This is a genomic window from Liberibacter crescens BT-1, assembly GCF_000325745.1.
In the GTDB taxonomy this organism is placed as follows: Bacteria; Pseudomonadota; Alphaproteobacteria; order Rhizobiales; family Rhizobiaceae; genus Liberibacter; species Liberibacter crescens.
Genome location: NC_019907.1, coordinates 1114733 through 1129918, shown reverse-complemented (window position 1 = coordinate 1129918; position 15186 = coordinate 1114733). Strand labels below are relative to the sequence as shown.

The following is a 15186-nucleotide window of genomic DNA, read 5'->3' as shown; positions in this document are numbered from 1 at the left end:
TTGTTTTAAAGATAAGCATGTTTTAGTTAGCAAGGGGAATCGTCATGCAAAGGTTGCTATTAGTTGATGCATCTTATGTTGTTAGACGAGTTGGTGTTTGTTTATTTAAAGAATTAGGTTTTTCTTTTTCTGAAGCTTCTAATGTTCAGGAAGCAAAAGAATTTTGTAAAAAATCTTTACCTAATTATATAATCGTTGATGCAGCAATAGAAGATTCTCTTGAGTTTATATCATATATTCGAACCGATCTTTCACAAAAAAATATTATTATATATTATATGTTAGTTGAAGTAGATCTAGAAAAGATGCAAAAAGCTGCGGGTGCAGGTGTTACTGATTTTTTGTTAAAACCCTTTAATCGTAAGATTTTAAGCTTTATCTTTAGGAATTTTTCTAACTCTCATGAGTTGCCATATTTAGCTGATAAATAAAAAAGCTTTATTTCTATGAATGATATTAATAATAAGCCTGGTTAGCGTTTAATATAAAATTATCTCTGTTTCACAGAAATCTTTTTATTTCTTATGCAAAAGCTGAGTAGCAGGCTTATTTTTAGTTACGCGGTTTCAAGATAGTCTCTACTGTTAGGTTCTCTTAATACATAACCACGACCCCAGACTGTTTCTATATAATTTGCACCTCCAGAAGCATTGCTTAATTTTTTGCGCAACTTACAAATAAATACATCAATGATTTTTAATTCTGGTTCGTCCATTCCTCCGTATAGGTGGTTTAGAAACATTTCTTTTGTTAACGTTGTGTTTTTACGAAGTGAAAGAAGTTCTAACATTTGATATTCTTTCCCAGTTAGATGAACACGCTGTCCCCCTACTTCAACAGTTTTACTATCAAGATTAACAATTAAATCTCCTGTTACAATTACTGATTGAGCATGTCCTTTAGATCGACGGACAATTGCATTGATACGTGCAACTAGCTCATCTTTATGGAGAGGTTTTGTCATATAGTCATCTGCACCAAAGCCTAATCCTCTTACTTTTTCTTCGATACCACTCATACCTGATAAGATAAGTATAGGGGTCTTTATTTTTGAGAGACGCAAGGTTCGCAGCACTTCATACCCAGATATGTCAGGTAAGTTTAAGTCTAAGAGTATTATATCGTAGTCATAAAGTTTTCCTAGATCTACGCCTTCTTCTCCTAAATTAGTTGTATATACATTAAAATTTTCTGATTTCAGCATAAGCTCTATACTATGTGCTATTGCGCTGTCATCTTCAATCAGTAGAATCCGCATCAATTATCCCCTTTTGCCATTTTAGTAGGCTACCTTAGTTCACTTACATTTATAATCTATTTGCCGCTTTATTTTAAAAGTTATCAAAAATGGCTAACAAATTAAGATTCATCATGGAAAGGGAATAAGTTACCTGATTTTTTTATCTATAGATTTGCGTTTCTCTTTAACAATTTTAGTATCGAATGTTTCATTATTGCCACATTATAATATCACTTTGATCCATCTTTCTAAAATAATGCGCTACTTTTAACCGTTTAAGAGAATTTTGTTTACTGCCCTTTAAACGATATATTTTATTATTAACTATGCTCGTAAACGAAAGGTTACCGTTTGTAGGTTTTTGTAAACCAATTTGAAATTTTTCTGGTTTTTTTGTTTAATAGACGGGTTTTAAATATTTTTACGCTAGAATTTTTGCCTGTAGGAGAAAATTAATGAAATTACAATCAGAATTAGTTCGCTTGAAAGAGTTTCAACTAAATGAAAAGCGTCGTCAATTCAAGCAGATGGAAAAAATGATAGCTGAATTTAGAAGAATAACAAATGATTTGGAGCAACAGATTATTTTGGAGGAACAGAAATCGGGTATTTCTGATTCGAATCACTTTGCATATCCCACATTTGCTAAGTCTGCTCGTCAACGTGTTGTCAACTTGATGATGTCAATTGACAATCTTCTTGTGCAACAGGAAATCATTGAGGCAGCTTTAGCTGATCTAGAATCAGAATATGCCCGTGTTATTTCTTTAGAAGGTCGAGAAGAGATAATAAGATCTTGTTCATAGGTATCTTATAAAAGATAAAGTTTTTTATAAGGCGATATTTTTATCCCCTGTTTACGAGAAGAGGGGGGATATTAATTTCTTATTAAAGAAAACGGTGTCTTGAAATATATTCAAAAGAAGTTTTGTTTAATTGCGATACTGTTGAATCCGGGTTGTTCGTAGGCCAGCAAGGCCATGATCCAGTATAGATGATTGCCATGAAAGAAATTCTTCTACAGTCAGCTTATAGCGTTGACATGCCTCTTCAAGGGTTAATAGCCCTCCTTGTACAGCTGCTACTACTTCTGCTTTTCTTCGAATTACCCAACGTTGAGTATTTGGTGGAGGTAGGTTTGCTATGGTTAGTGGACTTCCATCTGGACCAATTACATATTTTATTCGGGATTGCATTTTTTCGGCCATTGTACTCTCTAAAACACACACTCAAGACCATTAATTTTAAGTAGTGTAAAACAGTAGGTTTAAAAAAACCTAAATTTCAGACAATAAAGAATAAAATTATAAAAATAATTGAAAATAAATTATTGATTATTTTGTTATATTATCAAGAGACTATAAAACTCATAAGCAGGATAAGAGTATATTGATATACTTCACTGAGATATCTAAGGCATAAATCTGGTTGTTAGTTTTTTGAACAAGTTAAGATGAGTTTTAAATTATAAATAGAAAATGGTGTTGATTAATAGATTTCTTTTTGTTAGTTTAATGATGGGTGTTCTATTATAATTCCTAGCGAAACAAGCTTTTTCTAAATTTTATCCTTTATGGATAATTACATTTTATTTTTATGTCAAAATTTAGATCTAAAGTTGAGATGTCTTTTTTGATATCCTATAGTTTTTAAGTTTTTCAGTAAGAAATTGAATATTATTCAGTTTTTGAGAAAGAGGAGGTGACTATGAATTATTTTATCCAGCAGCTGATAAATGGTTTAGCCCTTGGATCAATATATGGGCTCATAGCTATTGGATATACAATGGTCTATGGTATTATGAGAATGATTAATTTTGCTAATGGTGATATATTCATGCTTGGTGGCTTCTCTGGATTTATCATTTTTAGTGTTTTAACGACATCTTTTCCAGAGCTATCAATCATAGTTGTTTTGGCAATCATGTTAATGGGAGCCGTTTTTGTCTGTAGTTTATGGAATTGGTCTGTTGAACGGATTGCATATCGACCATTGCGTAAATCATTCAGATTAGCCCCGTTAGTTACTTCTATAGGTGTTTCCATTAGCATTACTAATTTTGTTCAAGCATCTCAAGGCTCTTATAATAAAGCAATACCTCCTTTGATGAATGAAATTTATAAATTAGGAAAATTAGATATTTCTCTTAAGCAGATTGTTGTCATTAGTGTTACTCTCGTTCTTTTGTCTATTTTCTGGTTTGTTGTTAATAAGACTGCTTTTGGAAGAGCTCAACGTGCTTCTGAACAAGATGCAACAATGACGGCTTTGTTAGGTATTAATGTAGATAAGATTATCTCTATAACTTTTGTTGTGGCTGCTTCTTTGGCTGCTATTGCTGGAATTATGTATTTAATCTATTATGGTGTGATTTCTTTTTATTCAGGATATCTTCCTGGGATTAAAGCCTTTACAGCAGCCGTTTTAGGGGGCATTGGATCAATGTCAGGAGCGGTATTGGGTGGCGTATTAGTTGGATTAATTGAGTCCTTTTGGTCTGCTTATTTACCTGTAGGGTATAAAGATATTGCAACTTTTTCTATACTTATTTTAGTGTTGCTGTTTAAGCCAACAGGTATTTTAGGGCGCCCTGAAGTTGAGAAAGTTTAGTTATGGATAGATCTAAGAGATTGTTTTTTTGTGGGTTATTCACTTTTTTAAAAGAGACTTTGATAACAGGTGCTTTATCACTGGGATTGTTTTTTTTATTTGTTGGTATTCAAATTTTCGAGGGTGCAAATCATGAAATGCTTTGGAAATTTCGTTTTAATACATTAATTGTTTTTTTAGCAGTTTTGCTTTTAGGAAAAATAGTTTTACAGGTGTTGTTGCTTTGGTTAAAGGACAAAAAACATTCGTTTAAGTTTTTAATGCAATTTAATCCTAAGCGTTTCTCTAAAAAAATCTCTTTAAGTGTATTGTTTTCTCTGACAGCAGTCTACCCTTTAGTCGTTGTTTATTTTCTTGGTCTGCATGGATCTTTAAAGTATGTGGATAATTTAGGGGTACAAGGCTTTCTTTACATCATGCATGCGTGGGGCTTAAGTGTTGTTGTTGGGGTAACAGGTTTGCTTAATATCGGGTATGTTGCTTTTTATGCGATAGGTGCATATACGTATGCTATACTGGGGATGAAGTTTAATTTTTCTCCATGGAGCCTTGTGTTTTTTTCTGCTATTGTTTCAGGTTTTTTTGGAGTTTTAATCGGCTTATCTACGATTAGACTTCGAGGTGATTATTTGGCTATTATCACATTGGCGATAGCTGAAATTGTTCGTATTATAGCTGTTAATTGGGGATCATTAACTAATGGAAATTCAGGGATTTTTGGAATTAAAAAACTGACATTTTTTGGAATAAAGATTAACGCTTCTCAAGATGGTTTCTCGCGTGTATTCAATATTCCATTTTCACCTATCTATTATAAGATTTTTTTGTTTTATGTTTTCTTTTTCTTTGTCTTGTTAGCAGCGTGGCTTATTGTTCGCTTACGTTCTTTGCCAATCGGTCGCGCCTGGGAAGCTGTGCGTGAAGATGAGATAGCATGTCGCTCTCTTGGAATAAATGTTACTTTTATTAAACTGGGATCTTTTTTTGTTAGCTCAGTGCTGGGAGGTGTGTCCGGAGCTTTTTTTGCTGCAAGACAAGGTTTTATATCTCCAGAGTCATTTGGATTTTTAGAATCTGTAATCATTTTGACTATTGTTGTTTTTGGTGGAATGACTTCTCTTTTAGGTATTACTGTTGCTGCTTTTGCTATAATTGGCGGTACTGAAATATTGCGTAATATGAGTTTTATGACTTTTATATTTGGTCAGAATTTTACCCCAGAGCTTTATCGAATGTTATTGTTTGGCTTGGCTCTTATTTTGGTAATGGTATTGAATCCTCATGGTTTAAGTCGGTTTCGTCAACCGTCTATTCTCTTGGATAAGAAGAAGTTACTTAATAATAATTAAAAAGAAAGATCAAGTTTTATGGTTTTAGTGGTTAAAAAATCATTAGAAAGCGACTTTATATTGAAAGTTCAGAATCTTTCAATGACCTTTGGCGGATTAATAGCAATAGGTAGCTTGTCTTTTGATATAATGCGAGGAAAAATTACTGCATTAATTGGTCCGAATGGAGCAGGAAAAACAACAGTTTTTAATTGTATTACAGGTTTTTATAAGCCAAAAACAGGAATATTGTTGTTAAAAGATGCTTCAGGAAAACAATATTTTCTTGAAAAGATGTCTGATTTTTCTATTGCACGAAATGCAAAGGTAGTGCGCACATTTCAAAATGTTCGATTGTTTCCCGGGTTAACTGTTCTAGAAAATCTGATGGTATCACAACACAACTATCTTTCGAGAGCATCTGGATATGGTGTTTTTGGTCTTTTGAATCTTGATGTTTATAAAAATAGTACAAATGAAGCAGTTCAAAAAGCGTACTATTGGTTAGAGCGTATTGGTCTTGTAGATCGTGCTAACGATCTGGCAAGTGATCTCCCGTATGGTAGTCAGCGCTATCTTGAAATCGCTCGAGCTATGTGTGCAGAACCCAATCTTCTTTGTTTGGATGAGCCAGCTGCTGGATTGAATATTTCTGAGTCTTTGGTTCTCAATGAATTATTGGTAGGTATTTGTAAAGATATGGGTACTTCGGTAATGTTGATTGAACATGATATGTCGGTGGTTATGGAAATATCAGATCATGTTATAGTTTTAGAATATGGAGTTAGGATTGCTGATGGTTCTCCTGAAGAAATAAGGAATGATCCAAAAGTTATTTCTGCCTATTTGGGAAGAGATGATGATGATGATAATGATGATGATTTAAAAAATGATCACCAAAATGTTGGTAGTTTGCTATGAGAGAAAAACAGTTACTTTTAAAGGTGCGTGATCTGGAAACATATTATGGTTCTATTCAAGCATTGGCAGGAGTTGATATAGATATTTATAGCAATGAGATTGTTGCTTTAATAGGCGCTAACGGTGCTGGTAAGTCAACTTTAATGATGACAATTTTTGGTAGTATATCAGCTCATGCTGGGAAAGTTTTTTTTGAAAATCATGAGATTACGCGTATGCCTTCCTACAAAATTGCACACTTGCGTATTGCTATTGTTCCAGAAGGTCGTCGAATTTTCCAAAGGATGACGGTTTATGAAAATCTGCAAATGGGAGCCGTCATTGATAAATTAAAATATTTTAATGATGACTTAATGAATGTATTTCAGCTTTTCCCGAGACTTAAAGAGCGTCAGAAGCAATTAGCAGGGACTTTATCTGGAGGTGAACAGCAAATGCTTGCTATTGGGCGTGCGCTTATGTCTAGGCCAAAATTGCTGATTTTAGATGAACCTTCTTTGGGCTTGGCACCTTTGTTAGTAAAGCAAATATTTGAGGTAATAAAAATTTTAAATGTTAAATATGGATTAACTGTGTTACTTGTTGAGCAAAGTGCATTTGCTGCTTTGAAGTTAGCAAATAGAGCTTATGTTATGAGTAAGGGTAAAATAGTCATTAGTGGTAGTGGAGAGGAGCTTCTTGATAATCATGAAGTTCAGATGGCTTATCTGGGAGGAAGAAGCTTTGAAAGTCAATAGAATGATAAAGCTTTATAAAAAAGATAATTCAGGGGGATACTTCATAACACTTTAGTTAAAAGATGATTGTAGGTGTATTAATTCATGAGATTAGAGATAAAAATGATAAGTAAGGTTTTGTATTTTGTTTGCGTATCATTGTAATAGGTTGGTTAAATTTCAGTTTAATGCTATAACAAGATTTTTCGATTTAAAATTTCTTGCTGTGTTTACTTTTGATAAGTAATCGAATACTTAGGTTTTTTGTATATAATTAAAAGAAGAAAAAGCTGATAAGGATTATTTTGATAGCTTTTAGTAATCTTTTATAATAGATATAGGTTCTTTTTAAATTGATATAAAGATATAGGGGTTGATAATACTACATATCTTTATATAAAGCGTTGTTAAAAACAATTAGATGTCTTCTGATGTTTTTAACATGTGATGTAAGCTACTGAAGGGGTTAAAATGCAAGTTATTGAGAGCGTTGCAGAAGGTTTAAAGCGAGAAGTGGAGATAATCATTCCGTCTGATCACTTTATGGCTAACCTTAATCAACGCCTTCAGGATTTAAAGAATAAGGTAAATATTAAGGGCTTTCGTCCTGGCAAGGTTCCTGTTTCTTATCTTAAAAAGATGTACGGTAAATCTATATTAGAAGATGTTATTAATGAGGTCGTTCGGGATAAAACTTCTGCTGTTTTATCAGAACGTGGTGAAAAACCAGCAACTCAACCAGATGTTAAGCTTATTAAGGAAGAAGATGCATTTAAAGGACTTTTGGAAGGTACCAGTGATTTAAAGTTTATTTTGTCTTATGAGGTTATGCCTCTAGTAGAAATTCAGCCATTTGATGATTTCCATATAGTTCGTGAGGTTTGTGAAGTTGATGAACAAGAAGTCAACGAGCAAATGTTAAAGATTATTAAAAATAATCTTGTTTATAAAGAAAAAGCTGGGGTTTCTGAAATTGGTGATCAGATAACGATGGATTATCGTGCTAAGATAGATGATGAAGATTTTAAAGATGGACCTCAAGAAGGGCTTCAGCTAGTTCTTGGTGCAGAAAAATCTAACTTTGAATTTGAGAATAAGCTTTTAGGAGTGAAGGCTGGTGAAAATAAGATTTTTGATGTTACTTTTCCAGAAGATTATCTAGATAAGGCTGTTGCTGGTAAAAAAGTGGTTTTTGATGTTACTGTCAAAAAAGTTTCTTTTCCTGTTCTCAATGAAGAAAAAAGCGCGCTTGCTTCAAGACTTGGATTCGAAACAGAAGAACAACTTAAAGAATTTGTTCATAAAAAGCTCAAAGAACAGTATGAATCTGTATCTAGACAAAAAATTAAACGTCAAATCTTTGATTATTTTGATAATAGGTACAAATTGGAGATTCCACAACGCTTAGTGGATATTGAATTTAAAAGTATTATTGAGCAAGTTCAACATTCAAACTCAGGTTCTCATGAACATGAACATGCACATGGTGCTCTTGATGATAAAGAGCGTGAAGAATATTATAAGTTAGCCGAACGTCGTGTTCGGTTAGGGATTATTTTGGGTGTTATTGGAGAAAATACGAATATTGAAATTAAAGAGGATGAAATAAAATCTGCTCTTTATGAACAGTTGCAGAAGTTTCCAGGCCAAGAGAAAAAAATACTTAATTATTATCGGAGTTCCCCAGAGGCTCTATCTTCACTGCGTGCTCCTATTTTTGAAGAAAAAGTTGTGGATTATCTCCTCGGCAAGATCAATGTCACAGATAAGCTTGTAACATCTGATCAGTTGCTTGATAAAATTTGATAAATAATTGTATGAATTTATAAATGTTTTTAAAGAATTTGTGCATCTTTGTCTTATTTTAATTCCTTTTAAAGGATTTTGTAGGTCCGCAGAAAAGAGAAAATTTATCTGCGTTTTCATAGCAGGTTTTGGCTGTAAGAATTATAACAATCTTAATATAAGCAAAGCATAGGATAACTTTTTTGATGCAGATCATCGCGATAAGTGTTGGCTGCTTTTCCTTTGTGAAGAAGGTTAGTTATCTGTTTTTTTGTATGAAGTGTTTGGGATCAAGAAAGATGCAATATAGTACGTTTAAAAGTCTCTAAAAAATATTTGAAGGGATTTCTATTAACAAGTTATACAATAACAAATAAACTGGATCCTGGGAAGGATATTTTTACAGACGGAAATGGCAATGCTTTTTAAAAAATGTAAATACTTCTGATAATTTTTCTGTTCAGGCTTTCAATTTATAATGAATATAGTGTTTTTTATAGCATTTTAGCAAGAATGAAAGAAATAGAACTAAGGGAATATTAAAAAGGCATCTAGAATACTTAAAATTATTTTGTGAAATCAAAAATAAATTTATATAGATGAATACGGGTTGCTCAATCTTTCATTCTTACATGAAAAACTTCTAAAAAATCCTAAGAAACTATTTTCATTATACCAAATAATTATTTTCTTGATTTTTAAATACATTTGGTATTTTAATTAAAAAATGTTATGTTATAACATTTTTTAAGGGAGAAATAATCGTGTCTTTAGTATCTATAATATCATCAATATTACTATTTTTTGGGCTTTTTAATACAGTTTTTGCAAATTCTGTAAATTCAATGAAATTGCTAGTTGCTGATTCTTTATCAAAGCGCTTTGTTATTTATGATTTGCCTGATTTAAAATTATCAGCTGATTTTTCAGATATTATGTTAGGGAATCATGTTGGCGTTATGACAATTTCTGATGGATATGTTTTAATCCCTGATGATCAGTCACATTCTCTCTTGTTCTTAGATATCACAAAAGATAAGCCCCAGATTGTTTCTAGTATTCCTATACCAATAACAAAAGAGCGTTATGCTTGGGCTGCATTATCCCAAGATGAGAATTATTATTTTTTAACATCAGATGATGACAATAACTCCATTGAGACACTTGCAGTGGTGGATGTAAAGAACAGAAAATTAATCAAAGTCATTGATTTTGATACTGGAAAGCCAGATGCTGAATTGGGTATTGCGGTTGGAGGAGATCCCGCTATGGTTATCTTACATGCAGGGGAAACTGTAAACACTTATTCTCTTTCTTCTATTCTAGATCCTAAAATTACAAAATCATCCATTAAAGATGGTTATTTGAAGCCATTATCATCACATCGTGTAGCTTCAGGGGGACATGGTGATAGTGTTTCAAAAGTTACTGGGATGTGGACGGGATCCACTAAGGAAGGAATGTTTATTGGAAAATTAACTGAAAATGGCTTAATCAATGTTAAAAAAATTCCTTGGAATATTGATACCTTTGAAGGTGGGCAAAATTATCGTCAACGTTTAACAATTGATAATCGGTATGTTTTTGGAGCAATCAATACGCCCACGGATAAACCAGAAGATTGGGTAAATGCGTTTGTTGATCTTCACGTTGTAGATTTGAATTCTATGTCAGGAAAACGAATACGTTTCGGAAAAGGATTAGTAGGGCGTGGGGGAATTTCAAAGACATTTGCTGTATTTCCTACTATTGAAGCAGAACAAGATTTACTCAATATACTTGTTGTTGATCCTCATTCAAAAGATTTTGGAAAATTTGATAAGATTTCTCTTAAGAAACTTTCATCTGGCCCTGTTCCAGGTGCATCTCCTAAAGGTAAAGATGGTAGGTTTGCAGCCATTACTTTTGATGGAAAATATGCTTTTGTTACTCATGGAGGAGATGGAATAGTTTCTGTTATTGACGTCAATAAAAAAGAAGTTGTGAATACTATTCAAACACCTATGCCTATAAAAGGAACGGGATATATTACGGTGCTTCAACCAAAACAACCACCTTTTGATTTTTCATCAAGATAAAGTGCATATCATATTACCACTTGTGTATAAATAAAGTTGTATAAATAAAGTATAGAGAGGTACTTTATGTCATAGAATACTATGAAAGAATTTTTTTCTTGAACGAAACTGTTCTTTCATAGTATCTTCAGAGATTATACATTGCAAACGAGGTTTTATGGCAATTGAATATGCAGTAATTGCTGGTGGTTGCTTTTGGTGCATTGAGGCAGTATTTAGAGATTTAATAGGAGTAGAGTGGGTTGAGAGTGGATATACTGGCGGTCATGTTCCCAATCCTACTTACGAGCAAGTATGTACAGGAACAACAGGTCATGCTGAAGCCGTTCGCATAAGTTTTATTCCATCTCAGATCAGTTATGGAGAGCTTCTGGATATAAGTTTTACAATACATGATCCTACTCAGCTAAACCGTCAGGATAATGATATTGGTACCCAGTATCGTTCTGCAATTTTCCCTGCCACGCCTCATCAGAATGAGGAAGCTAAGGCTTCTATTCAGCGTGCACAGATTAATTATAGCAACTCAATTGTTACTACTATTGAACCATTGGGACAATGGTATCCTGCAGAAGATTATCATCAGAATTATTGGAACAGTGAAGGACAAAAGAATAGGTATTGCTTGGCAGTAATACCATCTAAATTAGAAAAGTTGTATAAAAATTTCCCAGCTAAGATTAAATCACGTAGTCATTAATTCTAGATATTGAAAATAAGTTAAACATGGTAGAATGCATGACTTTTAAAAGTGGGTTAATCAATTTAAGTTTGTAGCCTAGGACAAAAAATGGAAAAAGATTGTTGGGATTAGCTTGTAGAGCAATATTTTTACTTGGCATAAAAAATAAAAATATATAAAGTTTTTTGGGAAAATGTATGTTGGTAAATAGTAAGAGGTTATAATCTTCTAAGTTTAGAATTCTAACTCATTGATGCAAGAGAGTGATTAATTAATAGTAATGCTTGGGTTTTTAAAGAAATAAGTTATGCATATAAATAAAGATGTAAAAAAAGTTGTTCTTGCTTATTCTGGTGGTCTTGATACTTCAATTATACTGAAATGGCTTCAGGTGGAGCTTGGTGTTGAGGTTATTACTTTTACAGCAGATTTAGGTCAGGGAGAAGAATTGCAAGTTGCTCGTAAAAAAGCAGAAATGTTTGGTGTTGGAAAAATATATATAAAAGATTTACAGCGTGAATTTGTTCGTGATTTTGTTTTTCCAATGTTTAGAGCTAATACTGTTTATGAGGGTTTTTATTTACTTGGAACTTCTATAGCTCGTCCTTTAATTTCAAAATATTTGATTGAAATAGCTCATGAAACAAAGGCTGATGCTATTGTTCATGGAGCTACTGGTAAAGGCAATGATCAGGTAAGATTTGAGTTATCGGCGTATGCATTGGATCCTGATATAAAAATTATTGCGCCATGGCGTCAGTGGTCTTTTAAAAGTCGTGGGCAGCTTATAGAATTTGCAGAAAAGCATAATATTCCTATTCCGAAAGATAAGAGAGGCGATGTACCTTTTTCGGTAGATTGTAATTTATTACATTCTTCTTCTGAAGGAAAGATTTTAGAAGATCCATCACAGGAAGCTCCTGAATATGTTCATGGAATAACTATTTCTCCTGAAAAGGCACCAGATAAACCTTGTGTGATTAAAATTGGTTTTAAGAAAGGTGATCCTGTTTCTATAAATGATGAAATTCTTCCTCCTGAATTATTGTTGGTAAAACTCAATGAATATGGGAGTAATAATGGGATTGGTCGTATTGATATCGTAGAAAATCGATTTGTAGGTATGAAATCTCGAGGTATATATGAAACCCCTGGTGGAAGCATTTTACTCGTTGCGCATCGTGCTATTGAATCCATTACTTTAGATCGAGGGGCAGCTCATCTAAAGGATGAAGTAATGCCTCGTTATGCAGAACTTATTTATTGTGGTTTTTGGTTTTCTCCTGAAAGAGAAATGTTGCAGGCATTAATTGATAAGAGTCAAGAGGAGGTAGAGGGGACTGTTACACTGAAGCTTTATAAAGGTAATATTATTGTTATTGGTCGTGAAAGCAATAAGTCTCTTTATTCTACAAATCTTGTGACTTTTGAAGATGATTTTGGTGTTTATAATCAGAAAGATTCAGAAGGTTTTATAAAACTCAATGCTTTGAGGCTTCGTACTCTTGCAACACGTAAAAAATGGTTATAAAAATTGTGTTGATGTAAGTTATTTTTATATTTTATAGTGTATTGTGTTTTTGTTTTTATGAATAAGTCTTTTAAAGAATATTTTAATTTAAATTTAGAGTATATATACCTAGTATTAACTATCCAATAATTTTGTAAATGAAAGATATTAGAAATATGAATATTCGCAATATTGCGATTATCGCTCATGTAGACCATGGGAAGACTACCCTTGTAGACGAGTTGCTAAAACAATCAGGCGCTTTCCGAGATAATCAACGTGTTGTTGAGCGTGTGATGGACTCGAGTGATTTAGAAAAAGAACGTGGCATTACTATTACTGCAAAGGTAACTTCTGTTGTTTGGAACGATATACGTATTAACATAGTAGATACACCAGGCCATGCTGATTTTGGTGGTGAAGTTGAACGTATATTATCTATGGTGGATGGGGTTGTTGTTCTTGTTGACTCAGCTGAAGGGCCAATGCCTCAAACTAAATTTGTTGTTGGAAAAGCATTAAGAATAGGGTTGTGTCCTATAGTAGTTGTTAATAAAATTGATCGTTCTGATTCACGTGCAGATCAGGTTGTTAATGAAGTGTTTGATCTTTTTGTGTCTTTAGATGCAAATAATGATCAACTTGACTTTCCAATTTTGTATGGATCTGGCCGTTCTGGTTGGATGAGTTTATCTCCTGAAGGCCCGCAGGATCAAGGATTATCTCCTCTTTTTAATCTTATTATTAAACATGTTCCTGTGCCAATTGTAGATACAGAACAGCCATTTAAAATGATAGGAACTATTTTAGAGGCTAATCCATTTTTAGGGCGTGTTATAACGGGTCGTATTAGTTCTGGTATTATTAAACCTAATCAAAATATAAAGGCATTAAGTTCTGATGGTTCTTTAGTTGAGACTGGTCGTATTTCTAAGATACTTGCATTTCGGGGTATTGAACGACAGGTCATTGATGAAGCGCATGCAGGTGATATAGTTTCTATTGCTGGTTTAATGAAAGCAACTGTTGCTGATACTTTTTGCGATATATCGGTTAATCAGCCTTTAAAAGCACAACCAATTGATCCGCCAACTGTTACTATGACTTTTATTGTAAATAATTCTCCATTAGCTGGAACAGAAGGTGATAAAGTTACAAGTAGGGTTATTCGCGATCGTCTTTTAAAAGAAACAGAAGGGAATATTACTCTTACAGTTGAAGAAAGTAGTGATAAAGACTCTTTTTTCGTTTCTGGGAGAGGAGAGCTTCAGCTTTCTATTTTAATTGAAACGATGCGTCGTGAAGGGTTTGAATTAGCGGTGTCTCGTCCTCGTGTTGTTATGCATAAGAGTGAAGAGGGCGTTCTTCTTGAACCAATTGAAGAAATTGTAATTGATGTTGATGAAGAATATTCTGGAATTGTTGTTCAAAAAATGAATTTACGTAAAGCAGAGATGATTGAACTTCGTCCTTCTGGTAAAGAGCGTGTTCGTCTTGTATTTTTATGTCCTACACGTGGATTGATTGGTTATCAATCTGAATTAATGACTGATACTCGAGGAACAGCGGTGATAAATCGATTATTTAATTCTTATCAACCGTATAAAGGAGAAATTGAAGGTCGTAATAATGGTGTCCTATTAGCGAATGAATCGGGTCAGGCTGTTGCTTATGCGTTGTTTAATCTTGAAGATCGAGGTTCAATAATTATAGAGCCGGGTGAAAAGGTTTATGAAGGCATGATAATAGGGATCCATTCTCGTGAAAATGATCTTGATGTAAATGTTCTTAAAGGAAAGAAGTTAACTAATATTCGTGCAGCTGGAAAAGATGAAGCTGTAAAATTGACACCACCCATTCGAATGACTTTAGAGAGAGCTTTGTCGTGGATAAAAGATGATGAGTTAGTGGAGGTAACACCAAAGTCTATACGTTTAAGAAAATTATATCTTGATCCTAATGAACGAAAACGGCATGGCAAAATACGGGAGATGAACTAATTATATTGGAGTAACTGATATCGTTATTAATTTTTGAAATTATTGATCAGTGAATATATAGAATAATAAGTTGGAAAGAAGCTTAAATCATTATATAAGGCTTATTAAGGATGAAGATATTCATTTAGAATATTAAGGATAGTAAAGGTTTTTATTAAAAAATATGACAATAGATTATCTATTTTAAATTGAAAATCTCACTTGATAATCTTTTTGGGTGAATTCATATCTTTAATGAAGATTCAGGTTATTATTTTTATGATCTAGATTTTCAGAGTATAATATAAATTTGTATTTATGTTTATTTATGAAAAGG

Annotated in this window: 12 protein-coding genes and 1 pseudogene; 11 read left to right on the top strand and 2 right to left on the bottom strand. The window is 33.1% G+C overall.

Annotated elements, in window-relative coordinates; translation table 11 throughout:
• Positions 1 to 44 precede the first annotated feature (44 nt).
• Complete coding sequence (locus tag B488_RS05015) at positions 45 to 431, top strand: response regulator (RefSeq protein WP_015273450.1); 387 nt, start codon at positions 45 to 47, stop codon at positions 429 to 431.
• Between the two features lie 125 nt (positions 432 to 556).
• On the opposite strand, the gene ctrA is transcribed toward B488_RS05015, so the two are convergent.
• Entirely contained in the window at positions 557 to 1258 is a 702-nt protein-coding gene (gene ctrA / locus B488_RS05010) for a response regulator transcription factor CtrA (protein WP_015273449.1), read from the bottom strand.
• Positions 1259 to 1695: 437 nt separating this feature from the next.
• Here ctrA and B488_RS05005 point away from each other — a divergent pair, with 437 nt between their 5' ends.
• Positions 1696 to 2046, top strand: a complete 351-nt coding sequence (locus B488_RS05005; RefSeq protein WP_015273448.1) for a hypothetical protein — start codon at positions 1696 to 1698, stop codon at positions 2044 to 2046.
• 126 nt (positions 2047 to 2172) lie between these two features.
• Here the strand turns inward: B488_RS05005 and sciP are convergent, their stop codons facing one another.
• Positions 2173 to 2448, bottom strand: a complete 276-nt coding sequence (sciP, locus tag B488_RS05000; RefSeq protein WP_015273447.1) for a CtrA inhibitor SciP — start codon at positions 2446 to 2448, stop codon at positions 2173 to 2175.
• A 499-nt stretch (positions 2449 to 2947) separates the two neighbouring features.
• On the opposite strand from sciP, the gene B488_RS04995 reads away from it, so the two are divergent.
• From B488_RS04995 to typA, 9 genes and pseudogenes are all read left to right on the top strand, one after another.
• Positions 2948 to 3850, top strand: a complete 903-nt coding sequence (locus B488_RS04995) for a branched-chain amino acid ABC transporter permease (protein ID WP_015273446.1) — start codon at positions 2948 to 2950, stop codon at positions 3848 to 3850.
• A gap of 2 nt (positions 3851 to 3852) precedes the next feature.
• Positions 3853 to 5199 (top strand): ABC transporter permease subunit, encoded by a 1347-nt coding sequence (locus tag B488_RS04990; protein ID WP_015273445.1) that lies wholly within the window; start codon positions 3853 to 3855, stop codon positions 5197 to 5199.
• Positions 5200 to 5217: 18 nt separating this feature from the next.
• Positions 5218 to 6054 (top strand): annotated as a pseudogene (locus tag B488_RS04985) (ABC transporter ATP-binding protein); the annotation flags it as partial.
• A 41-nt stretch (positions 6055 to 6095) separates the two neighbouring features.
• Positions 6096 to 6836 (top strand): ABC transporter ATP-binding protein, encoded by a 741-nt coding sequence (locus B488_RS04980; RefSeq protein ID WP_015273443.1) that lies wholly within the window; start codon positions 6096 to 6098, stop codon positions 6834 to 6836.
• 450 nt (positions 6837 to 7286) lie between these two features.
• Positions 7287 to 8621, top strand: coding sequence for a trigger factor (gene tig / locus B488_RS04975; RefSeq protein WP_015273442.1), 1335 nt, complete (start codon positions 7287 to 7289; stop codon positions 8619 to 8621).
• Positions 8622 to 9364: 743 nt separating this feature from the next.
• The gene (locus tag B488_RS04970) at positions 9365 to 10678 is read left to right on the top strand and encodes a YncE family protein (protein WP_015273441.1); all 1314 of its coding nucleotides are present in this window, start codon (positions 9365 to 9367) and stop codon (positions 10676 to 10678) included.
• A gap of 157 nt (positions 10679 to 10835) precedes the next feature.
• The gene (gene msrA / locus B488_RS04965) at positions 10836 to 11378 is read left to right on the top strand and encodes a peptide-methionine (S)-S-oxide reductase MsrA (protein WP_015273440.1); all 543 of its coding nucleotides are present in this window, start codon (positions 10836 to 10838) and stop codon (positions 11376 to 11378) included.
• A gap of 289 nt (positions 11379 to 11667) precedes the next feature.
• Positions 11668 to 12891 (top strand): argininosuccinate synthase, encoded by a 1224-nt coding sequence (locus B488_RS04960; protein ID WP_015273439.1) that lies wholly within the window; start codon positions 11668 to 11670, stop codon positions 12889 to 12891.
• A gap of 155 nt (positions 12892 to 13046) precedes the next feature.
• Positions 13047 to 14870 carry a translational GTPase TypA gene (gene typA / locus B488_RS04955; protein ID WP_015273438.1) on the top strand — a complete coding sequence of 608 codons (1824 nt, stop codon included), beginning with the start codon at positions 13047 to 13049 and terminating at the stop codon, positions 14868 to 14870.
• Positions 14871 to 15186: the final 316 nt, after the last annotated feature.

Bases quoted from the DNA above. Each gene is read 5' to 3' on its own strand.
- typA (WP_015273438.1), top strand. From the start codon at position 13,047: ATGAATATTCGCAATATTGCGATTATCGCTCATGTAGACCATGGGAAG.
- sciP (WP_015273447.1), bottom strand. From the start codon at position 2,448: ATGGCCGAAAAAATGCAATCCCGAATAAAATATGTAATTGGTCCAGAT.
- ctrA (WP_015273449.1), bottom strand. From the start codon at position 1,258: ATGCGGATTCTACTGATTGAAGATGACAGCGCAATAGCACATAGTATA.
- B488_RS05005 (WP_015273448.1), top strand. From the start codon at position 1,696: ATGAAATTACAATCAGAATTAGTTCGCTTGAAAGAGTTTCAACTAAAT.
- B488_RS04960 (WP_015273439.1), top strand. From the start codon at position 11,668: ATGCATATAAATAAAGATGTAAAAAAAGTTGTTCTTGCTTATTCTGGT.
- msrA (WP_015273440.1), top strand. From the start codon at position 10,836: ATGGCAATTGAATATGCAGTAATTGCTGGTGGTTGCTTTTGGTGCATT.
- B488_RS04990 (WP_015273445.1), top strand. From the start codon at position 3,853: ATGGATAGATCTAAGAGATTGTTTTTTTGTGGGTTATTCACTTTTTTA.
- B488_RS04980 (WP_015273443.1), top strand. From the start codon at position 6,096: ATGAGAGAAAAACAGTTACTTTTAAAGGTGCGTGATCTGGAAACATAT.
- B488_RS05015 (WP_015273450.1), top strand. From the start codon at position 45: ATGCAAAGGTTGCTATTAGTTGATGCATCTTATGTTGTTAGACGAGTT.
- B488_RS04995 (WP_015273446.1), top strand. From the start codon at position 2,948: ATGAATTATTTTATCCAGCAGCTGATAAATGGTTTAGCCCTTGGATCA.
- tig (WP_015273442.1), top strand. From the start codon at position 7,287: ATGCAAGTTATTGAGAGCGTTGCAGAAGGTTTAAAGCGAGAAGTGGAG.